This window comes from Streptomyces sp. NPDC038200, assembly GCF_055600785.1.
Genome location: NZ_JBVJYH010000024.1, coordinates 81272 through 104876, shown reverse-complemented (window position 1 = coordinate 104876; position 23605 = coordinate 81272). Strand labels below are relative to the sequence as shown.

Here is a 23605-nt window from a genome sequence, read left to right as displayed (position 1 = left end):
CTCCGCGGCGTGCGCCGATCGGGTGTCAGGCGGCGAGGAAGCGCCCCGGGGTGAGGCGGTCGATGAGCTGGTCGAGGTGCAGCTCGGCCACGGGGGCCAGCAGATCGGGGTGGCGGAGCAGAGCCGCGGCGCGGCGGTCGCCCTCGTCGGGGACGAGCAGCCGGCGGAACTCGACCGGCGCGGCCGCGGTGTGCTCGCCCTCGGCGAGTGCGGCGACGGCCAGTCCGGCCAGCTCGTCGTCGGTGAGCAGCGCGGCGGCCCAGCTGGCCACGACCTCGTCCACCCAGGTGCGCCAGGCCCGTTCCTCGGCCGGGTGGTCGTCGGCCGGTTCCGCGCCGGTGATCCAGTCGAGGCGGGCCGCGCCGCCGGGGCCGGCCACGGTGACCAGGCCCGCGTCGATCTCGGTGGGGTAGCGCAGCCACGCGGCGACCGTCACCGCCTGCCGGGCCTGCGCCTCGCACAGCGCGGAGGCCAGCGCGCCGCCGCTCGGCGGGTAGGAGACCGTCAGCCAGCGCGTCGTCGCGGCGATCAGGGGGGACATGTCGGTGGGCAGATCAGTGGGCACAGGGCCGTCCGGGGCTGGGATGGGGTACAGGGGCTCCACGCCACGGTAGCCCGGCGCCCGGCACGGCCGGGAGAGGGATGCGAACCAGGTCATATGTGACCTGACCCACGCCCGGCGTGCCCGGCGCACGGCGGCTGTCCTGCGGGGACGAACGGCTTCACCGGGAAGGACCGTTGCCCCGGCAACCCCGGCCGCGACTCCCCGAGGGGGCGAACAGTGCTATCGCGAGGGACCGTTGCCCGGCGGTCCCGGCGGCCGGGCGGGACGGCTCGCGCTCCGGGCCTCCGCCATGGCCCGCAGCCGTCGCTTGTCGGGCTTGCCGGAGGCCGTCATCGGGATGCGGTCCACCCAGTGGACCACGGCGGGCCGGTGGGCCTCGGCGAGGGCGTCGACCACGAGCCGGCACGCTTCGGCGGCGACCCGGTCGCTGGGCTCCTGCCCCGCCGCGGGCCGGAGGAAGGCGTGGATCTCCTCACCGGTGACGGCGCTCTCCCGGCCCACCACCACGGCCTGGGCCACGGCCGGATGCCGGGCCAGGGCGTCCTCCACCGGCCCGCAGTAGATGTTGTCGCCCGCCACGATGATCATGTCCTTGATCCGGTCGACCAGATAGAGGTAGCCGTCCTCGTCGCGGCGGCCGATGTCACCGGTGCGCAGCCAGCCGTCCCGCAGCGCCCACGCGTCCAGGTCGGGGCGGTGCCAGTAGCCGGCCATCATCGCCGGGGAGCGCATCCACACCTCACCGGGCCGCCCGGGAGGCAGTTCCCGGCCGTCCTCGTCGCGGAGGGACAGCCGCACACCGGGCACCGGCCGCCCGGCGGAGGCCAGCAGACGGGGTTTCCCGCCGAGGGCGGCGGCGTGGTCCGCGGGGGTCAGCCGGCAGATCACCGCCGACTCGTTCGTTCCGTAGCCCTGCCGGAAATCGGTGCCGTACACACGCAGGGCTTCGCGAAGGCGCGCGGGGAGGATCCGCGAACTGCCGTACGACACGGACACCAGCCCGGGGATCCCTCCGGCGGTGGCCGGGTGGTCCAGGAGCCGGTACAGCATCGACGGCAGCAGATAGGTGGTCGCCGGGGCCAGGCGGGCGCAGGCCGCGGCGAACCCGGACGGGTCGAAGGAGTCCAGGATCTCCACCCGTCCGCCGCCGAGCAGGTGCTCCAGGCAGCGCCCGCCCGCGCGCTGGGCCAGGGAGGTCACCGAGACGAAGACCGGCTCGACGCCCTCGTGACGGCGCGTCCAGCCGGCACGCACGCGCAGGGCGGCGAAGGTGGACGCCACGCCCTTCGGAGGGCCGGTCGTGCCGCTGGTGTAGGTGACCCGGGCGATGTCCCCCTCCTGCGCCGCCACCGGCACCGGATCGGCCGGCCGGTCGCGAGCCGCTCGCAGCAGGTCGTCGAGGCCGACGCGGCGTGCTCCCGTCCCGGGCACCGGGGTGTCGGCCACCACCAGCGTCGGCCGGCAGTCGGCCAGGATGTGGGCCAGGTCGTGGGTGGCCGGCTCGATCACCACCTGGGTGAGCCGGGCCCCCAGCACATGTGCGGCCAGCCGGACGAGCAGCGTCTCGGGACGGTTGCCGGTGACACAGGCCAACCCGGCGGCGCGCTCGACGCCCAGTTCGCGCAGCGCCCGGGCGAGCCGCCACACCTCGTCCAGCGCGTGCCCGAAGGTCAGCACCCGGGTTCCGCAGCCGATCGCGGGGCGGTCGGCGTGACGGTGAAAGGCGTCGACGAGATCGGTGGCGTAGGCAGCGGGCACGGGAGACTCCATCGCGGTATCGGCCGGGGCGGCGGCTGCGCCCGGGCGGAACTCCCTCCGCCCCGCGCACACGGCACCCCGCCCCGGGCACCCGACACCCTGGGCCGCGCGCACCCGGTCGATCAAGCCGCTGACGGGGTGATCCGCCCGTCCCGCGCAGCCCGCGCGGGGCGGCTCCGGGGACGGGAGGCACCGGACGCGCGTCATGTCCGGGTGGCGGCCAGGTTGCCGTCCGCGGAGGCCGGGTCGGTGGCCGGGGCGGGCGAGGAGTTGCCCGCTGCGGCGTGAGGCGGTGCCGCAGCCGGACGGCTAGGACGGCACCGAGCCGTCGTCACCCCGGCAGGGGTCGCCCGCACGCGTCGCATCCGGGTCCCGTCGTCGGACCGCCTCGGCGGGCGGACGCTCCCGGAGGGCGCCGTAGCCGATGAAGTAGGCGGGCAGGCGGCGCAGCCAGGGCGAGCCCGCGGCCAGGCCCGCCACGCGCCGGGCCCGCTCCGCGCTGCCCAGGGGCGGCCGGCCCCGCAGGACGGGAGCGATGAAGCGGGCGTGGGCGGCCCGCTGGAGTGCCTGTGTGGCGACCGTGGTGGGGCGGCGGCGGCGCTGCACGGCGCGTACGTCGCGCAGCCGGACGGTCCCGCGGCGCAGCGGGCCGGTCAGATGACGGGCGGTGGCCACGGCGTCCTGCACGGCGAGGTTGATCCCGATGCCGAAGACCGGGGACATGGCGTGCGCGGCGTCGCCGATGCAGAGCAGTCCGGGGCGGTGCCAGCGGCGCAGGCGGTCGAGGTGTACGTCGAGGAGCTTCACGTCGTCCCAGGAGCGCAGGGCGCCGGTGCGGCCGGCGATCCAGGGGGCGGCGTCGGCGTAGGCGGCCAGGAAGCGGTCCAGACCGGCGGCGCGGCGCTCGGCGTCGGTGCCCTTGGGGATGAGCGCGGCGCACTGCCAGTAGTCGCCCCGGTCGATCATCGCGGTCAGGAAGCCCGCTCCGGCGCCGCCGACGAGTCCGCACGGGTCGCCTTCGTACCGCGGCAGGCGGAACCACCAGGCGTCCATCGGGCAGGGGAAGCGGCGCAGTCCCAGTTCCGGCCGGGAACGGGCGAGCGATCCGCGGCCGTCGCAGGCGACGGTGAGCACGGCGCGCAGCTCGCCGGTGCGGCCGTCGGAGGTGCGGTAGCGGACCCCGGTGACCCGCCCGGACTCGACCAGGAAGGAGGTCGCTTCCGTGTTCATCCGCAACTGGAAGGACGGCTCGCGCCGGGCCTCGTCGGCGAGCAGGTTCAGCAGGTCCCACTGGGGCACCATCGCCACGTAGTCGTGGGGGCCGGGGAGCACCGACAGATCCCCGACGGTGACCGTCGAGCGGCCGGGCCCCAGCGGCAGCCGGACGGTGCGGACCCGGCGCTGGGGCAGCCGGGCGAAGCGTTCGGCGAGGCCCAGGTCGTCGAGCAGGTCCAGGGTGGACGGGTGGACCGTGTCACCGCGGAAGTCCCGCAGGAAATCGGCGTGCTTCTCCAGCACGGTCACCGCGATCCCGGCCCGGGCCAGCAGCAGGGCGAGCACCATGCCCGCCGGTCCCCCGCCCACGACACAGCATGTGGTCTTCTCCATGACGGCCCGCCCTTCCGCGGAGCAGTGAGGCGTCAGCAGGAATTCATCAGCCGATGAATAGGATACTCCGATGCGGTGCGCAAAGGCGCGTGTCGCCTCCCCGCAGGGGGGAACTCGTTCCGCCCGTGACGGGGGTCGGACACGCACCGGAAGGCCGGAGAGGTTCCATGACCGCGGACGCCGCACACTACGACGACCAGGGCCGGGTACCGCTGGGCGGCTACGCCGTCCTCGCCTCCGGGTTCGCGACGGGCGTCGGCGCCTTCGCGCTGCTGGCGCGGCGCCGGGGCGTCCGGCTGCCCCGCCAGGTGCCGCCCTGGGACGTGGCGCTGCTCGGCACGGCGACCTACAAGGCGTCGAGGATGCTGACCAGGGACAAGGTCACCAGCTTCCTCCGGGCACCGTTCACCCGCCGCGCGGACGAGGGGGAAGCCGGGGAGGTCATCGACGAGTCCCGGGGCAGCGGGCTGCGGCGCGCCACCGGCGACCTGCTGACCTGCCCCTTCTGCACCGCCGCCTGGACCACCGGCGCCCTCGTGTGCTCCTATGCCGCGGCACCCCGGCTGACCCGGCTGGTGTGCGGCGGCCTCGGCGCGCTGACCGTGGCGGACTGGCTCCAGTACGCCTGGACGTGGACGCAGCGGACGGCCGAGGACTGACCCGCGCGAAGCCGGCACGAGTCGCGCGAACGCCGGCACGAGTCGCGCGAACGCCGGCACGAGCTGCGCGGACGCCGGCACGGGCCATGCGTCGTCGGCCGCCGCGCTCAGCTCGATGTCCAGCACACCGTCGCCCAGGAACAGCTCCGACGCCAGCCGCGGTGGCCGTGCCGGGGACCAGGCGGGCCGTGTTCAGCGGATAGCCCCCGCGACGGGCGGCCGACGCCACCGGGGTCCCGCCCCGTCGCCCGTGACCCGGAGCGGGAGCGGGGTACTCGGTGAGGGCCGCTACGCCCGGGGGGACGGGCGTACCGTCAGCACTTCCTGCGGAAGGGACCGGTCTCATGCGGCACGACGAGATGATCGGAAAGGTGCAGTCGCTGGCCCGGCTGCCCGACCGGGGGACGGCCGAGCGGGCCGCGCACGCGGTGGTGTGCACGCTGTCGGAACGGCTGCCGTCCGGGCTGGCCCGGCACGTGGCCGCCCAGCTGCCGCCGGACATGGCGGCGGTCATGCGGGAGGCGGCCGACACGGCCGCCGCCGCGGACTCCGGTACGGCGGGTGAGCGGTTCGGACTGACCGCGTTCGCCGGACGCATCGCCGCCCGGGCCGGCACCGACGAGGACACGGCCCTGCGGGACGCCGCCGCCGTACTGGAGGTGCTGGACGCCGCGCTGGCCCCGGAACTGACCGAGCGGATGGCGGGGGCGCTGCCGGCGGACATCCGCGAGCTGCTGCCGGTGGGCCGCGCGGACCAGGACATCCGGGGGGCCGGCTGACCACGGGACACGGGCGGACGGGCGCGGTACGCCGCACCGGGCGGCACAGCGTGACCGGGGTGCGCGATGCTGGTTCAATTCTTGAGCAAGCGCGCCCCACAGGGGCAGGCGTGGCGGACCCCCCACCCGGAAACGGTGTTCCATGGCCTTCTTCGCCCTGTCCCGGCAGCAGCCGCTGGTCCTGCTGTCGGTCACCGATCTCGTGTCGGAGTACGAGCGGCTCCAGGACGAGAACGGGCATCTCCAGCGCGCCGTGACCTCCCACGCCGTGATCGACCAAGCCGTCGGTGTCGTCGTCGCCCTCGGGCAGACGCCGCCGGAGGAGGCCTGGCGTGCGCTGCGCGACGTCTCCCAGCGCACGAACGTCAAACTGCGGACCGTCGCCGAGCACATCCTGGACTACGCGCAAGGTGGCACCCTCCCCGAGCCCGAGCGGATCGAGCTGGGGAAGGCGATCGCCCGCTACCGCCGGTGCGGGCGGACGTCGGCGGGGCTCACCGACGGCCCGTCCGCGTCCGCCGGCGGTGCCGCGGACGACGGGCCGTCGGAGTCCGCAGCACCCAGCGGTCCTCGACCCGGTCCAGCCCGTACAGCAGCACGCCGAGGACCGGCAGCAGCAGAACCGCGACGGTGATCACTGGGGGTTCCCCCCTCCCTGCCGGGGACACCGCGGCGAGTGCCCAGGGCCCGGCGGCTCCACCCCGCCGGGTTGTGAATGTCCAGTGAGCGCAGGGTGTCGCGACCGCAGGGCGCCGGGACCGCAGAGTGCCGGGAGCACAGAGTGCCGGGATCGCAGGAGGCGGGGATCGCAGGATGTCGTCGCGGCCCGCCGGCTGAGCGCGGCGGTCGAGCGGGAGGCGCGACCGGCCGCGGGCCGGCACGACGCGCGCCGGGACCCGGGCCCCGACCTGATGCCTCGGGTGCCTGATGCCGTGGATGTACGACGACGTGGGCGCCGCTCCCGGCACGGCCGTCACCCGTACGGTCCCCGCCGGCAGCGGCGGCTTCTCCCCCGCCGTGACCACCGCGACCGCCGCCCCCGCTGCCGGCGCCCGGACCGTCGTCGGCCGGTCGGTCCTCCTCGGGCGGTACCAGCAGTTCGGGCGGGCACAGGCGACGACGGGGTGCCGGGTGGCCGGCGCCCGTGCGGCACGGCGCTCCCACGGGCACGGCGGGGGAAGCCGCGCGCGGATGCGCTGGGCGCGCTGGTCGGACGCCGTGTGCTTACGGTGCTGTGGAGGTGACCGGTCGTCAGCCGGAGTGGCGGAGAGGAGGCGGCAGCGGTGGTGGGCGATGCGCGCCGACGGACGGCCAGGCGGGGCGGCGGGCGCCGGGCCGGGGGCGCGGTGCTGGGCAGCCGGCCGGCGTACACCGTGCGGCTGCCGGGTCCGCCCCGCCGGGAGCCTCCCGTGTCCGCGGCCGAGCGGACGGTGCCGTGGCTCCGGGTCGCGGCGGCCTACGCCTGGCGCCTCATCCTCGTCGGCATCGTCGTCTACGGCGTGTTCAGCGTCCTCGGCAGCTTCCAGCTCATCGCCGTCGCGCTGTTCCTCGCGCTGGTGGTGACGTCCGTGCTGCGTCCGCCGACCGATCTGCTCGACCGGTTCCTGCCCAGGCCGCTGAGCGTGGGGGTGGCCCTCGTGGGCAGCCTCCTGGTGCTGCTGGCCCTGCTCGCGCTGGTGGTCAGCTCGGTGGCGGGCGAATCGGCGCGGCTGACGGGCGAGTTCCGCGGCGGTGTCCACCGTATCGAGGAGTGGCTGCGACGCCCGCCGTTCCGGCTCGGACCGCACGCGCTCTCCGGCCTGCAGCGCGAGGTGACGCAGTATGTCTCCGCGCACCGGGCGTCACTGCTCACCAGCGCGGTCGACGAGCTGGGCCGGGTGGTGGAGCTGGTCACGGGCGGCGCGCTGGCGCTGTTCGCCTCGGTCTTCTTCCTGCATTCCGGCGAACGCCTGTGGGGCTGGGTGCGGGACCAGCTGCTGCCGAGCCGGGCCCGCACGGCGTGGGACCGGGCGGGGCGGGCGGCCTGGCGGACCTTCGCGGGATACACCCGCGGCATCATCATCGTGGCCGCCACCAACGCCGTGCTCGTGGGCGTGGCGCTGTCCGTGCTGCGGGTGCCGCTCGCGCTGCCGCTGACGTTGCTGGAGTTCTTCGCCGCGTTCGTGCCGCTGGTGGGCTCGCCGGTGGCGCTCGGCGTGGCCACGGTCGTCGCGCTCGCGGGGCGGGGTCCGCTGACGGCGGCGGCGGTGCTGGTGCTGATCGTGCTGATCGGCCAGTTGGAGGGGCATGTGCTGCATCCGCTGGTGATGAGCTGGGCGGTCCGGCTGCATCCGCTCGTCGTGGCCGTCTCGGTCATCGCGGGCAGCATCGTCGCGGGGGTGATCGGCGCCGTCGTGGCGGTGCCGCTGGTCTCGGTCGTCTGGGCGGTGCTGCGCGCCCTGCGCGCGCTGCCTCCATGACGGACCGGAGCGACCCGGACCCCTCTCAGCGCAGCGCGGCGGCGACGAGCCCGCGGATCTCCTCCTCCCGGACGCTCCCGCCGTGCACCAGCCGGTCGAAGACCAGCCCGTCCACGCAGGTCAGCAGGGTCACCGTGCGGCCCTCCGGGTCGGCCACCCCCTGCGCGGCGAGGAAGTCGCGCACCACCTGTCGCCCCTTGTTCTCGCGCGGCACGAGGATCTCGCGCAGTGCGGGGTGGTGGGCGCTCTCGACGGCACAGGCGTAGCGGGCGAGGGACCGCCTGCGGGCCTCTCCGGTGAGGCGCGATCGGACCAGCGCTGCGATGCCCGCCGTCAGTTCCCCGGCGGTCCGCGGCACCGGCACGCTCGCGGCCGTCTCCTCCAGCTCCGCCTGGTCGAGGACCACCAGACGCCGGACCAGGGCGGTGAGGAGGGCCTGCCGGGTGCGGTAGTACGCGGACGTGGTGCCCGGCGGCAGCTGGGCCGCCCGGTCCACGGCGCGATGCGTCAGCCCCCGCATGCCGGAGTCGGCGAGCACGGCGATCGCCGTGTCGGCGAGCAGAGTACGTCGGTCTGAGGCCACCCCCTCTTTCTACACCGCCTTCTACATCCGTAGAGGAACGCGGTACGGACACGGTACGGTGCGACGGTACTTCTACAGATGTAGAAGCACCGGGCGAGGGTGCGGAGGGGGCCGGTATGAGTGGTACGGCGGTGGTGGTCGGGGGCGGCATCGGCGGGCTGGCGGCGGCGCTGGGGCTGCGCCGGATCGGCTGGCGGGTCCGGGTGGTGGAGCGGGCCGCCGTCCTCGCCGACGCGGGCGCGGGCATCTCCCTGCACGCCAACGGGCTCCGCGCGCTGGACGCCGTGGGCATCGGCACGGCGGTCCGGGCGGCGGCTCGACCGCAGTACACCGGAGGCACCCGCACCCCCGCGGGCCGGTGGCTGGTACGGATGGACGGCACGCTGCTGGAACGCGCGCTGGGCTCGCCCGTCGTCGGCATCCCGCGCGCCGACCTGCATCGCCTGCTGCGCGCCGCGCTGCCCACGCGGTGCCTGCGCGTCGGCGCGGCCGTGGACACGCTCGACCTGTCCTCCCCGGACCGGGTGGGCGTGCCCGTCGGGGAGGACGTCCTGGCGGCCGACCTGGTCGTCGCGGCGGACGGCGTGCACAGCCGGCTGCGCGGGCTGCTGTTCCCGGACCACCCCGGCCCGGTGTACGGCGGCTCGACGGTGCTGCGGGCCATCACCAGGTGTCCGGTGGAGCTGCGCAGCGACTTCGAGCTGACCTGGGGCGCGGGGGCGGAGTTCGGGCACATCGCCTTCGCCGACGGCCGTGCCGAGTGGCACGCGGTGCTCACCGCGCCGCCCGGTGTCCGCCAGGCCGACCCGCTCGGCACCCTGCGCCACCGCTTCCGCGACTGGCACGACCCGGTTCCCTCGCTGCTGGCCGCCACCCGTCCCGAGGACGTGCTGCACCACGACATCCACGAGCTGGTCACGCCCCTTCCGTCGTTCGCGGTGGGACGGGTGGCGCTCCTCGGGGACGCGGCACACGCCATGACGCCGCATCTCGGCCAGGGCGCCTGCCAGGCCCTGGAGGACGCGGCCACGCTGGCCGCCGCGCTCGCCGGGGAAGCCTCGGTCGACGCGGCGCTGGCCCGGTACGACGCCGAGCGCCGCCCCCGGGCCCAGTCGGTCGCCCGAGCCGCCCGGCAGGCCGGCCGGCTGGGGCAGGGGCTGTCCCATCCGCTGGCCGTCGCGCTGCGCAACACCGGGCTCCGGATCGCTCCGTCCCGGGTGTCGACGCGGGCGATCCTACGGCACGCGGACTGGACGGCCCCCACCCTGGTCCGGCGCCCCTGAGGCGAGCGCCCGACCCGCGCACGAGGCTCGGCGCCCCCCGGGTCCCTCGGCCCGGCCGGCCTCCCGCCACGAGCCGTCGACCGGGGGGCATGGATCGCCGCCGGTGGTGGCACCCGGGACGCCGTGCGAAAGATACGACTGAGCCGGGAGGGAGTACGGCGTGAGCTGTCGGCCGCGGCGCACGCGGCACGCCAGGCCTGCGCGGTACCGGGTAGGGAGCGGGATCTGGCCGTCCAGGCGGTCAAGGCGGCGCTGGCCGCGTGGGTGGCCTGGGCGGTGGCGGGCTGGTGGCTGCGGGCGCCGGCCGCGTTCGTCGCGCCGTGGGTGGCGGTGGTGCTGGTGGAGTCGACCGTGTACCGGTCGATCGCACACGGTCTGCAACAGCTCGCGGCGATCGCGGCCGGCACCGTCACGGCCACCGCGGTGGGACTGCTGCTGCCCAGCCGGACGGCCGCGGTGGCGGTGGTCCTGCCCCTCGCGCTGCTGCTGGGCCAGTGGCGGCGCCTGGGCAGCCAGGGCATCTACGCCGCGACCGGCGCCCTGTTCGTCCTCACCAGCTCTTCCGTCAGCGTCGCCGGCTCCACGGCCCGGCTCGCAGAATCCCTGTTCGGAGCGGTGACCGGCATCGCCGTCAACGCGCTGGTCCGGCCGCCGCTGTATCTGCGCGACGCCCGCACCGTGCTGCGGGACGCGACCGAGGAGGCGCACGACATCCTCCGGGCGGTGGCCGACGGACTGGCCGAAGAACGCTGGGACGCCGACGAGGCCGGCACCTGGCACGAGCGCGCCCTGCGGCTGCAACGGCTGGTGGCACAGGCCCGCTCGGCGGTCGAGTGGAGCCGGGAGAGCCTGCGCGTCAATCCGCGCCGCCGTGCCGGTGCGCTGCCGCACCCCGGCCAGGGGTACGACGACGCGCTCGTGGTCCTGGACTACGCGGCCGTACACACCGCGGAGGTGACCCGCACGATGGTGGAGGCCGCCGCCGAGGACCGCGCGGCGACCCGACCGCACTCCGCGCTCGCCCGGCGGTACGCGGAGTTCCTGTGCCGCACCGCCCACGCGCTGCGGCTCTACAGCCACAGCCGGTTCGACGACGAGTGCGACGACGAACTGCGCGCGGCCGTGGCGGACCTGCGCGGCACGCTCACGGAGCTGCGCCGGGACCTGATCCGCTCCACGACGGACGATCCCGACGAGGTCGCCACCTACGGCGCGCTGCTCGCCCAGGCCCAGCGGCTGGCCGGACAGCTGCTCGCCGCGGGCACCTGAGCGGAGCCCCGCGCCCCGGTCAGCCGACCCTGGCGCTGCCGAGTACCGCCTCCACGTCCCGCGCGATCGCCGGATCGGCCGCGCCGGTGGCGAGCCCGAGCAGGAACGAGGTGCGCTCACCGTGGATCGTCACCACGGTCAGCCGCAGCCGTGCGATGCCGTGCTCGGTCTTGATCCGCAGCGCTGTCGTGTGCGCCGGCTGTCCGTCCACGACGGTGTCGTGCGACTCCTCCAGGCCGGCGGGCAGGTCGGGGAAGAAGAACTCGGCGTTGGAGCGGGCGGCCGAGTCCGTCGCCCGGGCCAGCTCCGCGCGGGGCACGGGCTTTCCGACGGGGCCCGCGAACACGGTGCCGCCGGTGGCGTCGTCCCCGGCGCCCGAGAACTCGCTGATCTGCGAGGAGAACGCGCCGATCAGCTTCTTGTCCGCGGCGGCGTCGTGCTTCCAGCCCTCGGGGAGGGCGTAGGAGAGGCCGGCGCGGCTGTCGTGCACCCGGGGACGGACCGCAAGCGGTCCCGCGTCGCCGCCGCCCACCCACCGGACGACCGCCGCCGCACCCGCCCCGACGAGCAGCAGCGCGACGAGCCCGGCCACCAGCCGTCGCCGGGACCGGGCCGGCGCGGGCTGCGGCGCCTGGCCGGGGCAGGAGTGGGGCGGGTACGTCAGCGGAGCGGGCGTCGGCGTTGTCATGCGCTCAGCTTTCCGGGCCTCCCGGGTGCGGCGCCTGAGTCGCCGTACTCATGTGCCGTGCGCCGAAGGCTCAGATGCGCGCACGCCGAACACGGCGGGACCCACGCTGAGGACGCCGTCGGTCAGCGGCCGACAGCGCACTCCCCCACCCCCACGCAGGGCGCGCTGGGCACCGGGCCCGAGGGTGGTGTCCATCCAGGCGCAGGGCCGGGCGGCGCTGCGGACCTCCAGCTCCACCGGGCCGGCGCCGCAGTCGAGGAAGACCGTCGCGCCGATGTAGGCGTCGATGTCGACCCCGCGCAGCAGGATGTTGCGCCGGGTCCGCAGCAGGTCGGCGGGGTACGGCCGGGGCAGCCGCTCGGCCGCCATGAGGGTGATCGAGGCGTTGCGGTGGGCGGGACGGTTGAAGTAGCGGTCCCCGACGATGCCGAGGCCCGCGCGCACCTCGGCCGTCGGCACCAGTTCGCCGGGCGGCAGGTCGGGCAGACCGTCGCCCGGCCGGCCGGCGAGCCGGTGCACCGGGGAGACCAGCAGCTGGAGAATGTCGACGTGCGGCACACGTCGAGCCTAAAGCGTGTCGAGCCTGAAGCGTGGCGCGGAATGCCCTCGGTCCGCGTCGCCGGTTCCCGGTGGCGGGTGGGAGAGGTCGTCCGAGCCCGGAAGGGGCGCCGGCCGGACTCGACGCGCACCAGGTCCGCCCCGGCGCGGGCTCCGGGACATCCGTCCGGGAGCCCCCCTCACCGCTGGTCACGCGCGGTCCGGTTGGAAGAACGCGAGCATTCTCCGGCCGGCGTCCGGCGACATCAGGACCTCCTGGATGCGTGCGGACTGCCGACCGGCGGCGCTGGTGCGTTCGAACATCTCCCGTTCGTATTCCTCGACGGCGGCGGGGAAGTCGTCCGCGTGCGCGGCCAGCGCGAGGCCGAGCAGGGCACCGTCGAGCAGCGCCATGTTGGCGCCCTGACCCACCGGCGGCATCAGGTGCGCGGCGTCGCCGAGCAGCGTGACGCCTGGCCTCGACGGCCAGGTCAGGCCGACCGGGAGCGTGCGGATCGACCGGGGCAGCACCGTGTCGTCGCAGGCGGCGATCAGCGCGGTGAACCGTGAGTCCCACCCGGTGAACAGGTCGATCAGCCGCGCCCGGGCGGCGGCCGGGTCGCCGAACGGGATTCCGCTGGTCCGCAACCAGTCCTCGGCGGTGCGGAAGCTGAGGTAGACGCGTACGCGGCCGTCGCCGTTGCGCTGCGCCGACAGGGACTGTCCGTTGCCGAGCACCCAGTAGTTGCCGCGTCCCACCATCGCCGCGAGCTCGGGATGCGTGCGGTCGACGTCGGGAATGCCGAGCTCGACGACGTTCTGGCCGGTGTGCGCCGGTCGGGCGTCGGTGAGCAGGGCGCGGACCCGGGAGTCCGCGCCGTCGGCACCGACCAACAGGTCGTACGTCGCGGTCTTGCCGTCGGCGAAGTGCAACAGGCCGTCATCGGCGTGCTCGAACGCGTGCCCCCAACGCACCGCGTGCTCCGGCAGCGAATCCAGCAGCAGGTTACGCAGATCGGCACGGTCGACCTCGGGTCGATCGAGCGGGGCGTCCTCGGGCGTGTCCTCCTGGAGCAGCAGAGTGCCGTCCGGCTCCAGGAGCCGCAGGTCCTGGCCTTCCCGACGGGCGATCGCGCGGAACTCGTCGATCAGGCCGGCCTCGCGCATCGCCCGTTGACCGGTCCCGGCGTGCAGGTCGAGCATGCCGCCCTGACCGCGCGCGTCGCGCGATGGTTCGCGTTCGTACACGACGGCGTCCAAGCCGTTCACGTGCAGCACCCGGGCAAGGGCCAGACCGCCCAAGCCGGCTCCGACGACGGCGATCGCCCCCGAGCCGCACACCTCGCCGGCGCCCTTCCCGGGCGTGGCCGGCCGGTTCACCGGCGGAGCCGGGGTGCGAGCACCGTACGCACGACCTCGGCCACCCTGCTCGCGGCTGGTCCGTCCCCTGCTTCGGGTTCCGGTTCCAGTACGCGCCGCATCTGCAGCAGCAGTTGGTTGGTCGACCGCCACAGCGGGACGAACATGCCGGCGACCGGTCCGACACCCCGGATCGGGCCGCCGGACAGCTCGGTGACCTTCTCGGCGATCGCGACCGTCGTCGGGTCTCGCAGGATCAGGTGCACCTCATCGTCGACCAGCCGGATCTCCATCTGGCGCGCGGCGGCTTCCTCCGGGTTCGCGTCCGTGGTCGTCTCCGGATCAAGTTCGTCGATCTTGGCGGCGACCGCGTCCGCGTCGACCCCGAGTTCGCGCAGCACCCGGGCCGCCATGCTGTTCTCGGCCCGCAGCATCGCTTCCAGCAGGTGATGGCTGCCGACCGGTGCGCCACCGGCCAGCGCGCCGGCGGCGGACACGGTGTCCTCGGTGGCGGGTGTGCCGGCCGGCCAGGGTCCGGCTGCGACGTCCTGCGCTCCCTCCGATGCGGCCATCACCGCGGCGCGGACCTTGCCGATCGGATCGATCCGCTCGGCGAGCACCTTCGCTCCGACGCCCTCGCCTTCCCTGACCAGGGCGAGCAGGATGTGTTCCGTACCGATGTGCTGGTGGTGCAGTTGCTGCGCCTCGCGCAGGGCGAGGTCCAACGTCTTCTTCGCGCTCGGCGCGAACGGGATATGGCCGGTCAGCTCCTCCGTGCCGGGCTCGACCCTCGCGGCGATGTCGGCCTGTGCCGTCTCCTTCCCGTAGCCGAGCCCGTGCAGCACTTTCGCCGCCGTGCTGTCCGGCGCGTCGAGCAGCCCCAACAGGAGGTGCTCCGTGCCGATGTGACGGTGCCTGAGCAGCCTCGCCTCCTCCTGAGCCGTGACGACCGCCTTGCGGGCTTTCACCGTGAACCGTTCGAAAGTCATGTCTCCATCGTCACAACCCTGTCAATACACTGTCATTGACAGGGTCACTGTGGTGAAAGGAGGGTGTGATGGAGACACCGTCGGCCTGGGAGGACCGGCTCGCGCGCTGGCAGAACGAGCTGGAGCTGTTCGAGCAGTTGGACGAGTCGCCCTGGGTCACGCTGGCCAAGGCGGAGGCCGAGACCGGCGTTTCCCGCTCCGCCCTGCGGTCCTGGTACCGCAACGGCGAGATCCGGTCCCGGTTGGTGGACGGCCCGAACGGTCCGCAGCGCCTGGTCCGGTTGGACGCGGTGATCGAGCGCGCCGCCGCGTCACCCCGCATTCAACGCAGGGCGGAACGCGAACTCAGCCTGGAAGCCCAAGTCGCCCTGCTGCGGCACCGGGTCGACCAGCTCGAACTGCGGCTGGCCGCGCTGGAGCGGGAAGGACCGGCGCGGAGGTGACCAGGGCGGTGCCCGGCGTCTTCTGGAACCTCCCCCGCCCTGCCCGCATCTAGCTGTGCGGTGAGGCAGGAGCGGTGGCATCGGGTCCCGCAGGGGTGTCTTCACCAGGGGGATTCTCATGGCGCGGCGGACACTGGCGGTCTCCGCTCTCGGCCTGGTGGTACTGCTGGGGGCCACGGCCTGCGGCACCGACCAGGGCTCGTCCGACGCTCGCCCCGTGGCATGCCGGACGGCCCAGTTGGGCTGGAAGATGACCCGTCTGCCCGGGAAGGAGCAGAACACGCCGGCGGCCACACTCAGCGCCGAGAACAAGGGAGCGAAGTCCTGTGCCTTCGACGGCTACCCGGACATCGACGTGTACGTCGGCAAAGGGGCGTCGGCCGAAGGGAAACCCAGGAAGGGGGCGACGCCGGTCCACCTGGAGCTGAATCCGGGTCACACCGTCGAGTTCCCGCTCTTCTACGAGGCTACGGCCGCTCCGGGTGACGTCTGCGAGGTCTCGGCCGAATACGACCCCAGCATCACCGTGGTGCCCCCGCACACCAAGGACGGTTCCCTCGTCAAGATGACGGATGCGAAGGGGCGTCCGGTGCGAGCGCAGGTGTGTGGCATCGGCATGGAGCTCGGCTCACCGCAACTGCGGTAAGAGCGTGCGCGTTGACGAGCGACACGTGAATTATCGTGTGCACACGTACGACGGCCGTGCGATCATGGCCGCCGCGACCGCTGACCACGGTCGATCGACAGCCGCCGCACGGCGGCACGGGGGAATTCACCTGCGGGTGCGCTGTGCCGCGCCGTGAGCGCGGCACAGGCCATCGGCGGAACATCACGCGTCGGAGTCCGCGACAGCGGTTTGCCGCCTGTCGCGTGGCGGTGGCCTGCCTCTGAACCCTCGTGCCGCCGTCCGGCCTGCCTCAGTAGGAGAAGACAGAAGTGCTCGATACACGCATACGTCTCGGAGCTGTCGCGGCGCTGAGCGCCGTGCTGCTGGGCAACGCCGCGACGGCCCAGGCCGGCACCGCGGCCCCCGCTCCGGGCAGACCGGCACCGAGCGCGTCGCCCCAGCCCACCGAGTCGGTGCCACCGCACAGCACCGGACCCACGCCGACGCTCCCGACCGGTCCCGCGGCCGAGCCCTCGGCCTCCGCCACCCCCTCCGCCACGCCGGTGCCGACCGCCGACGACGACTGGACGGCCCAGGACGCCATCCGCTTCTGGACGCCCGAGCGCATGGCCGCGGCCACCGACCCCTCGGGCCGCACCGCACCGCCGAAGAGCTCGGCGGCGGCCGGGAAGCAGGGGCCCGCCACCGGCATCACCGCCCAGCACTTCCAGGGCATCAAGTCCGTCGGCACGATCTTCAGCACCGGCGCGGGCCTGAAGGGCCACCGCTGTTCGGCCAGTGTCGTGCGCAGCGCGGGGCACAATCTGATCCTCACCGCCGGGCACTGTGTCGGCGCGAAGTCCATGTTCGTACCCAAGTACGACCACACCAAGAGCGCGGCCCAGCAGCCGAACGGCGTCTGGGCGGTCGACAAGTGGTTCCGAGACAAGCGGTACGCCTCGGACAAGAGCAAGAACTCCGACTTGGACTACGCCTTCGCGAGCCTGAAGCCCAACGGCCGCAAGAACGTCCAGGACGTCGTGGGCGCCAACACGCTCGCCCGTACGCCCGGCTATGCCAACAGGGTGACCGTCATCGGCTACCCGAAGATCGCGCACAACCCGCAGGACCAGGCGGTCCGCTGCCCCAACCTCTCCACGACCGCGCTGTCCGGCTACTACCAGATGCAGATCAACTGCGCGGGCATGTGGGGCGGGGTCTCCGGCGGGCCGTGGTTCTCCAAGCTCGACGCCTCCGGCGACACCGGCACGATCATCGGCAACGTGGGCGGCTTCATGCAAGGCGGCCCGGACGTGCCGCAGACCGACCACCGGTACAACGAGATCAGCTACAGCCCGCTGTACGGTGACCGCTTCTTCAAGCTCTACGCCGACGCCCAGAAGGGCCGCAACCCCGACTACGGCCCCTATCGGCAGCCGCGCCTGCCCTACACCATGGGAGCCGGTTCGATCTGGAAGCACGCCAAGCTGATGGCTTCGGGCGACTTCAACGGCAACGGCCACAGCGACATGATCGTGATCTGGAGCGACGGCGAGACCACGCTCTACAACAGTGACGGCAAGGGTCACTTCACCGGCGAGCGGCGGCTGCTCGGCAAGAACGACACCTGGAAGCACGCGGTGACGGTCACCGCGGGCGACTTCACCGGAGCCGACCGGTTCGACCTGCTGGTGCGCTGGACCGACGGTGAGGTGACGCTGTACGGCGACGTCGGCACCAAGGGCCTGAACCGGGCCGGGACCCAGATGATCAAGCCCAACGACCTCTGGAAGGACGCGACCCAGATCGCGGCGGGCCGCTTCGGCTCCTCCCCGTACGTCACCGACCTGATCGTGCGCTGGACCGACGGCGAGGTCACCCTCTACACCGACGTCAGCGCCGGCACCTTCGGCCAGGAGCACAAGCTGAAGGGCAGGAACGACACCTGGCGGGACGCCACCCTGCTCACCGCCGGCGAGTACTCCGGCAGCGCCAAGTGGGACCTCATGGTGCGCTGGGCCGACGGCGAGCTCGACACCTACGTGAACACCAGCACGTCGGGCCTGGGCAACGAACAGCGCATCCTGGACAAGAACGGCCTCTGGAAGCACGACACGGTCATGACGACCGGCGAGTTCACCGGCAACGGCCGTACCGACGACCTCGTCATCCGCTGGTCGGACGGCGAGACCACGATGTACTCGGACACCCGCGCCGCCCGTCTGGGCAGCGAGGGGACACTGGTCCACGCCGCCTGCTGCTGAACCAGGACCGGACACCCGACCCCCTCGGCACGCACAGCGTGCCGAGGGGGTCGCGCACACCGCACCACCGGGCCCGGTGTCCGGCCCGTTTCCGCCAGGTCCTTCCGGCACGCGACCAGTAAGCCGGGGCGCGCGGCGCACTTCGCGCGGGCACGAGCGCTCCACGTGAACTCCGCACGCTCTACCGGTTCCCACGGGCGGCGGAAATGATGAGCGCACCGCACATGGACCAAGCGATCCGCACCCCTGTGCCTCGGCCGGGCGGACATGCGGCGGAAGGAGCCCATGGTGTTACTTCTCATCTCCCCGGACAGCGTCGAGGAAGCCCTCGACTGCGCGAAGGCGGCGGAACACCTCGACATCGTCGACGTCAAGAAGCCCGACGAGGGCTCGCTCGGCGCGAACTTCCCGTGGGTCATCAGAGAGATCCGCGACGCCGTCCCGGGCGGCACACCGGTGTCCGCCACCGTGGGAGACGTCCCGTACAAGCCCGGCACGGTGGCTCAGGCCGCGCTCGGCGCGGTCGTCTCGGGTGCCACGTACATCAAGGTCGGCCTCTACGGATGCACGACGCCCGAGCAGGGCGTCGAGGTCATGCGCGCGGTCGTCCGGGCGGTGAAGGACCACCGCCCCGAAGCGCTCGTCGTCGCCTCGGGGTACGCCGACGCCCACCGGATCGGCTCCGTCAACCCGCTCGCCGTGCCCTACATCGCCGCCCGTTCCGGCGCCGACGCGGCCATGCTCGACACCGCCGTCAAGGACGGGACACGGCTGTTCGACCACGTTCCGCCGGACGTCTGTGCCGAGTTCGTCCGGCTGGCCCACGCGGCCGGCCTGCTCGCCGCCCTCGCGGGCAGTGTCACACAGGCGGACCTCGGTCCGCTGACCCGCATCGGCACGGACATCGTGGGCGTGCGCGGAGCGGTCTGCGAGGGCGGCGACCGCAATGCCGGACGGATTCAGCCGCATCTGGTGGCCGCCTTCCGGGCGGAGATGGACCGGCAGGCCCGGGAGTACGCGGCCGCCGTCCCCGCCGTGAACTGACCCCCGGCATGCCGACCTCCGAGCCCGACCGCGTCCCCGGACGCCGGGGCGCGCGCTTCGCCGTCGTCGACCCGGCCACCGGGGAGACCTTCGACGAGACCCCCGACCAGCAGCCCGACGAACTGGACGCCGTGGTCGACCGGGCCCACCGGGCCTGGCACGGCTGGCGTGCCGACCCCGCCGCCCGCACCTCCGCGCTGCGCGTGGCGGCCGACGCCGTGGAGAGGGCGGGTGACGGCCTCGCCCGCTTGCTCACCCGGGAACAGGGCAAGCCCCTGGCAGAGTCCTACGCGGAGATCGCCCGTACCGCGGCCCGCCTGCGCTACTTCGCCGACCTGACCCCCACTTCCCGGCGGATCACCGACGGCCGGCCCGTGCACAGCGAGATCCGCTGGCGCCCCCTCGGCCCCGTCGCCGCGATCGTGCCATGGAACTTCCCCCTCCAGCTCGCGGCGGCGAAGTTCGCGCCCGCGCTCGCGGCGGGCAACACCGTGGTCCTCAAACCGTCCCCGTTCACTCCCCTGGCCACCCGACTGCTCGGCTCCGTCCTCGCCACCGCCCTGCCCGAGGACGTACTGACCGTCGTCACCGGCCGCGAACCCCTCGGCGCCCGCCTCGCCTCCCACCCGGGCATCCGCCACGTCACCTTCACCGGCTCGGTACCCACCGGGCGGGCCGTCGCCGGAGCGGCGGCGGCCACACTCGCCCGGGTCACCCTGGAACTGGGCGGCAACGACGCCGCCGTCCTGCTGGACGACGTCGAGGTGGACCGGATCGCGGACCGGCTGTTCTGGGCCGCGTTCCGCAACTGCGGACAGGTCTGCATGGCGGTCAAACGCGTCTACGCCCCGGTGCGGCTCCACGCCGAGGTCGTCGAGGCCCTGGCCGAGCGTGCGAAGACCGTCACCGTCGGAGCGGGCCTCGACCCGGACACCCGGCTGGGCCCGGTCAACAACGCCCCCCAGCTGGCCCGGGTCGAGCAGGTCACGAAGCGGGCCCTGGCGGACGGCGCCCGGGCGGCTTCCGGCGGCCACCGGCCGCGCGGGCCCGGCTACTTCTTCGCTCCCACGATCCTCACCGATGTCCCGCCCGGCAGCCCGGTGGTGACCGAGGAACAGTTCGGACCGGTCCTGCCGGTGCTGCCGTACCGGAGCGTCGACGAAGCCGTCGACGCGGCCAACGGCACCGGCTTCGGACTGGGCGGCTCCGTATGGGGCACCGATCTCGACCGGGCCGAGGCGGTGGCCGACCGACTCGAATGCGGCACGGCCTGGATCAACCACCATGCCGAACTGTCCCTCGCCCAGCCCTTCGCAGGCGTCAAGAACAGCGGTGTCGGCGTCGCGGGCGGACCGTGGGGGCTCTACGGCAACCTCCGGCCATTCGTCGTCCACCGCCCGCAGGAGGCATGACGATGAAGTTCCAGGCGGCCGTACTGCGCTCGTACGAGGACCCGTTCACGGTCGAGGAGGTGTCCCTGCGCACGGAACCCGCCGACGGCGAGATCCTGGTCGAGATCGCGGGCTGCGGGATGTGCCGGACGGATCTCGCGGTCCGGCGCTCGGCCGGCCGCAGCCCGCTGCCGGCGGTGCTCGGCCACGAAGGGGCCGGGGTCGTGGTGCGGACGGGCGGCGGCCCGGACATCGCGATCGGCGTCGGTGACCACGTCGTGCTGAGCTTCGACTCCTGCGGACACTGCCGGAACTGCCGCGGCGCGGCCCCCGCCTACTGTGACTCCTTCGCCTCCCTCAACCTCTTCGGAGGACGCAAGGAGGACGTACCGCGGCTCACCGACGCCACCGGGGGAGCGCTGGCCCCCCGGTGGTTCGGCCAGTCCTCGTTCGCCGAGTACGCGCTCGTCCCGGCCCGCAACGCCGTCCGGGTCGACCCCGCACTGCCCGTCGAACTGCTCGGGCCGCTCGGCTGCGGCTTCCTCACCGGCGCCGGAGCCGTGCTGAACACCTTCGGCGCCGGACCGGGCGACACCTTCGCGGTCTTCGGCGCGGGAGCGGTGGGCCTGGCCGCGGTGCTGGCGGCCACCGCCGCCGGCGCGCTGACCGTGGCCGTCGACCGGCATCCCCGGCGGCTGGCCCTGGCGGAACGGTTCGGCGCGATCCCGCTGCCCGCGGGAACGGCCGGACTGCCCGAGCGGATCCGGCGGCTGACCGACGGCGGCGCGCAGTACGCGCTGGACACCACGGCCTCGCCCCCGCTCATCAACGACGCGCTCCGCGCACTGCGCCCCACCGGCAGCCTCGGCCTGGTGGCGCGGCTCCACACCACGCTGCCGCTCGCATCGGGCACGCTGGACCGAGGCCGCAGCATCCGCCACATCTGCGAAGGGGACGCCGTACCCGGACTGCTCATACCCCGGCTGACCGGGCTGTGGCAGGCCGGACGCTTCCCCTTCGACCAGTTGATCCGCACCTACCCGCTGGCCGACATCAACGAGGCCGAACGCGACTGCGACGCGGGCCGCGTGGTCAAACCCGTTCTGCTCCCGGAGGGAAGAAGCCGATGAGCGAGGCATGCGGCACCGCGGACTCACCGCATCCGGCAAGCAGGCACCTCACGGTCCCCACCCCCGCAGACGGAGGAATCATGGCCGGCACGGCGCCACCGCACACGGACGGGGAAGGCGTGGGCGCAGGCGTGGGTCTGACCGCCCTGCTGGTCGCCGCGGCACGTGCGATCGAGACCCACCGCCACGACAGCCTGGCCCAGGACGTCTACGCGGAACACTTCGTGCGCGCCGCCCCGCCGTGCGCGGACTGGCCGGTGCGCATCCAGCAGGTCCCGGACGGGGACGGCAACCCGCTGTGGGGACGCTTCGCCCGCTACTTCGGTCTGCGGACCAGGGTCCTCGACGACTTCCTCCTCCGGTCGGTCCGTACGAGCGCCCGCCAAGTGGTGTTGCTCGGCGCGGGGTTGGACACCCGCGCCTTCCGGCTGGACTGGCCGGCCGACTGCGTGGTCTTCGAGATCGACAGGGCGGGCGTGCTGGCGTTCAAGGACCAGGTGCTGACGGACCTGTCGGCCACCCCGAAGGCTGAGCGCGTGCCCGTTCCGGTCGACCTGCGCGCCGACTGGGCCACCGCACTGACCACCGCCGGTTTCGACCCGGCCGCACCGAGCGCCTGGCTGGCCGAGGGACTGCTCTTCTACCTGCCGAGCCCCGCCGAGACGTACCTCATCGGCACGGTGGACCGGCTGACCACCGAGGGCAGCGCCCTGGCCTACGAGGCCAAGCTGGAGAAGGACCTGCTGGAGTACCGTGACAGCGCGATCTACACGGCGACGCGCGAACACATCGGCATCGACCTGCTCCACCTCTTCGACAAGGGGCCACGGCCGGACTCCGCGGGCGACCTGATGGCCAAGGGCTGGTCCACCTCGGTACACACCCCCTTCGACTTCACCCACCGGCACGGACGCGGCCCTCTCCCCGAGCCGAACGACGCACTGGAGGGAAACCGGTGGGTGTTCGCCCACAAGCCCCGGGCATGACGTCCGCGGCACGCACGGCGACGTCCGCACAGGGCCCGGCATCCGGCGAACCCCCTGGGGGCGAGGTCCCCGCGGTGGAGTGTGTCCGTCGCATCCCTAGCCGGCTTCCGGTTCGGTGCAGGTGAAGTCGTACGGGGCCCAGTCGGCGACCCTGTGGAACCCGAGGCGCTGGTAGAGGGCATTGCTGGTGCGGTTGGCCGCGTTCGTGTACAGCACGACCTCCGTGGCGCCTGCGGCGAGCGCGGCCCTGCTCACCTCGGCGGTCACGGCGGCCGCGTAGCCGCGGCCGCGAAAGTGGGCCGGGGTGTAGACGGGGTCCACCCGGACCATCCCGGCGACCAGCGGATTCACGCCCGCCAGCGAGACGGCGGTGCCGTCCGGGGTCTCCCAGAAGGTGTACCGCTTCTCGGCGAAGCGGGTACCGGCCCAGGAGTCGGCGTCGATGGTGACGGTCTCCCCGAGCTCCGCGGCGAGTTCACGGCACCAGCACATGAGGTGCTCGTGGTCCTGCACGCCGACGATCCGGCCGCGCCCCTGCGGGTGCGGTGCGGGCGGGGTGAGCGCGCCGAGCCGGTAGAGGTGCATGCGGACGCGGAGCACGGGCGTCGCGCCGGTGTGCTTCCGCCAGGCCTCGGCGAAGGCGGTGGCGGTGTCGTGGTCCGCGGTGACGCCGGTGAAGGTGTGCCCGAGGCCGGTCAACCGGGCGGCGAGGGCGTCGGCCCGCTCGGGGGACAGAGGGGTCAGGGTCAGGCGGCGGGACGGGGGGCGGTAGAAGACCGCCTGGACCTCGCCCTCCGACTCCAGCCGGCCGAAGAGGACGGTTCCGGGGGTGTACGCGCCCGGGCTGGTCCTCCATTTCTCCAGTGTGGTGAGCGGAGTGTTGTGCAGGGCGGGGCGCGAACGGAGGAAGCCTCCGGCCCGGGCGAGGAAGTCGTCGATGTCTTCGGTGAGGTGCCAGGCATCCGAGCGCATGCCCCATGATCCCGCACTCACGCGACTCCGGGCAGCCGGTACCCGAGGACGAGTTCCTGGGCGCCGGGCCCGACGAGGCGGGGTCACCGCGGCACGGACAGGGACCCTCCAGGCGTTCACCCCCCGTTCCCCGGTCACCCGGTTCCGGGCGAAGAGGGCTACTTCTGCCGGTGGTTCTGCATGGTCCACTCCCACGTGCCCGTGATCCACTCTCCTGTGGCCGGGGGACGCC

General features: G+C 73.8%; 22 protein-coding genes. 13 read left to right on the top strand and 9 right to left on the bottom strand.

Annotated elements, in window-relative coordinates:
• Positions 1-25 precede the first annotated feature (25 nt).
• The 3 genes from ACZ7KF_RS35580 to ACZ7KF_RS35570 form a co-directional block, all read right to left on the bottom strand.
• The gene (locus ACZ7KF_RS35580; RefSeq protein WP_471084790.1) at positions 26-553 is read right to left on the bottom strand and encodes a hypothetical protein; all 528 of its coding nucleotides are present in this window, start codon (positions 551-553) and stop codon (positions 26-28) included.
• Positions 554-784: 231 nt separating this feature from the next.
• On the bottom strand, positions 785-2323 hold the full coding sequence (locus ACZ7KF_RS35575) for an AMP-binding protein (protein ID WP_471084687.1): 1539 nt from the start codon (positions 2321-2323) through the stop codon (positions 785-787).
• A gap of 309 nt (positions 2324-2632) precedes the next feature.
• Positions 2633-3931 carry an FAD-dependent oxidoreductase gene (locus ACZ7KF_RS35570; RefSeq protein WP_471084684.1) on the bottom strand — a complete coding sequence of 433 codons (1299 nt, stop codon included), beginning with the start codon at positions 3929-3931 and terminating at the stop codon, positions 2633-2635.
• Positions 3932-4098: 167 nt separating this feature from the next.
• Between ACZ7KF_RS35570 and ACZ7KF_RS35565 the strand changes: the two genes are divergently transcribed.
• The 4 genes from ACZ7KF_RS35565 to ACZ7KF_RS35550 all read left to right on the top strand — a co-directional run bounded on the left by ACZ7KF_RS35565 (position 4099) and on the right by ACZ7KF_RS35550 (position 7828).
• Positions 4099-4590 carry a DUF1360 domain-containing protein gene (locus tag ACZ7KF_RS35565; protein WP_471084681.1) on the top strand — a complete coding sequence of 164 codons (492 nt, stop codon included), beginning with the start codon at positions 4099-4101 and terminating at the stop codon, positions 4588-4590.
• Between the two features lie 344 nt (positions 4591-4934).
• The gene (locus ACZ7KF_RS35560) at positions 4935-5369 is read left to right on the top strand and encodes a DUF2267 domain-containing protein (RefSeq protein ID WP_471084678.1); all 435 of its coding nucleotides are present in this window, start codon (positions 4935-4937) and stop codon (positions 5367-5369) included.
• 142 nt (positions 5370-5511) lie between these two features.
• Positions 5512-6003: an ANTAR domain-containing protein gene (locus ACZ7KF_RS35555; protein WP_471084675.1), complete on the top strand. Its 492-nt coding sequence runs from the start codon at positions 5512-5514 to the stop codon at positions 6001-6003.
• A gap of 652 nt (positions 6004-6655) precedes the next feature.
• Complete coding sequence (locus ACZ7KF_RS35550) at positions 6656-7828, top strand: AI-2E family transporter (protein ID WP_471084787.1); 1173 nt, start codon at positions 6656-6658, stop codon at positions 7826-7828.
• 25 nt (positions 7829-7853) lie between these two features.
• Here ACZ7KF_RS35550 and ACZ7KF_RS35545 read toward each other — a convergent pair whose 3' ends face one another.
• Entirely contained in the window at positions 7854-8411 is a 558-nt protein-coding gene (locus tag ACZ7KF_RS35545) for a TetR/AcrR family transcriptional regulator (protein ID WP_471084672.1), read from the bottom strand.
• A gap of 116 nt (positions 8412-8527) precedes the next feature.
• Between ACZ7KF_RS35545 and ACZ7KF_RS35540 the strand changes: the two genes are divergently transcribed.
• A complete protein-coding gene (locus tag ACZ7KF_RS35540; protein ID WP_471084669.1) occupies positions 8528-9694 on the top strand; it encodes an FAD-dependent monooxygenase in 1167 nt (388 codons plus the stop codon).
• A 123-nt stretch (positions 9695-9817) separates the two neighbouring features.
• Complete coding sequence (locus ACZ7KF_RS35535; protein ID WP_471084666.1) at positions 9818-10963, top strand: FUSC family protein; 1146 nt, start codon at positions 9818-9820, stop codon at positions 10961-10963.
• 19 nt (positions 10964-10982) lie between these two features.
• Here ACZ7KF_RS35535 and ACZ7KF_RS35530 read toward each other — a convergent pair whose 3' ends face one another.
• The 4 genes from ACZ7KF_RS35530 to ACZ7KF_RS35515 all read right to left on the bottom strand — a co-directional run bounded on the left by ACZ7KF_RS35530 (position 10983) and on the right by ACZ7KF_RS35515 (position 14536).
• Positions 10983-11651, bottom strand: coding sequence for a hypothetical protein (locus ACZ7KF_RS35530; protein ID WP_471084663.1), 669 nt, complete (start codon positions 11649-11651; stop codon positions 10983-10985).
• Between the two features lie 48 nt (positions 11652-11699).
• On the bottom strand, positions 11700-12209 hold the full coding sequence (locus ACZ7KF_RS35525) for a molybdenum cofactor biosysynthesis protein (protein ID WP_471084660.1): 510 nt from the start codon (positions 12207-12209) through the stop codon (positions 11700-11702).
• Between the two features lie 189 nt (positions 12210-12398).
• On the bottom strand, positions 12399-13568 hold the full coding sequence (locus tag ACZ7KF_RS35520) for an FAD-dependent oxidoreductase (protein WP_471084657.1): 1170 nt from the start codon (positions 13566-13568) through the stop codon (positions 12399-12401).
• Positions 13565-14536, bottom strand: a complete 972-nt coding sequence (locus tag ACZ7KF_RS35515; protein WP_471084654.1) for a Clp protease N-terminal domain-containing protein — start codon at positions 14534-14536, stop codon at positions 13565-13567. Before ACZ7KF_RS35515 ends, ACZ7KF_RS35520 begins: the two co-directional genes overlap by 4 nt.
• A 68-nt stretch (positions 14537-14604) precedes the next feature.
• On the opposite strand from ACZ7KF_RS35515, the gene ACZ7KF_RS35510 reads away from it, so the two are divergent.
• The 7 genes from ACZ7KF_RS35510 (at position 14605) to ACZ7KF_RS35480 (ending at position 22401) form a co-directional block, all read left to right on the top strand.
• Positions 14605-14979, top strand: coding sequence for an excisionase (locus ACZ7KF_RS35510; RefSeq protein WP_471084651.1), 375 nt, complete (start codon positions 14605-14607; stop codon positions 14977-14979).
• Between the two features lie 118 nt (positions 14980-15097).
• Positions 15098-15625 carry a DUF4232 domain-containing protein gene (locus tag ACZ7KF_RS35505; RefSeq protein ID WP_471084648.1) on the top strand — a complete coding sequence of 176 codons (528 nt, stop codon included), beginning with the start codon at positions 15098-15100 and terminating at the stop codon, positions 15623-15625.
• Between the two features lie 290 nt (positions 15626-15915).
• Entirely contained in the window at positions 15916-17850 is a 1935-nt protein-coding gene (locus ACZ7KF_RS35500) for a trypsin-like serine protease (protein WP_471084645.1), read from the top strand.
• Positions 17851-18138: 288 nt separating this feature from the next.
• Positions 18139-18894, top strand: a complete 756-nt coding sequence (locus ACZ7KF_RS35495) for a (5-formylfuran-3-yl)methyl phosphate synthase (RefSeq protein ID WP_471084784.1) — start codon at positions 18139-18141, stop codon at positions 18892-18894.
• Between the two features lie 8 nt (positions 18895-18902).
• The gene (locus tag ACZ7KF_RS35490; RefSeq protein WP_471084642.1) at positions 18903-20306 is read left to right on the top strand and encodes an aldehyde dehydrogenase family protein; all 1404 of its coding nucleotides are present in this window, start codon (positions 18903-18905) and stop codon (positions 20304-20306) included.
• A 2-nt stretch (positions 20307-20308) separates the two neighbouring features.
• Positions 20309-21415 (top strand): NAD(P)-dependent alcohol dehydrogenase, encoded by a 1107-nt coding sequence (locus tag ACZ7KF_RS35485; protein ID WP_471084781.1) that lies wholly within the window; start codon positions 20309-20311, stop codon positions 21413-21415.
• A gap of 80 nt (positions 21416-21495) precedes the next feature.
• A complete protein-coding gene (locus ACZ7KF_RS35480; RefSeq protein ID WP_471084639.1) occupies positions 21496-22401 on the top strand; it encodes a class I SAM-dependent methyltransferase in 906 nt (301 codons plus the stop codon).
• A 96-nt stretch (positions 22402-22497) separates the two neighbouring features.
• Here ACZ7KF_RS35480 and ACZ7KF_RS35475 read toward each other — a convergent pair whose 3' ends face one another.
• Positions 22498-23373 (bottom strand): GNAT family N-acetyltransferase, encoded by an 876-nt coding sequence (locus ACZ7KF_RS35475; protein ID WP_471084636.1) that lies wholly within the window; start codon positions 23371-23373, stop codon positions 22498-22500.
• Between the last annotated feature and the right edge of the window lie 232 nt (positions 23374-23605).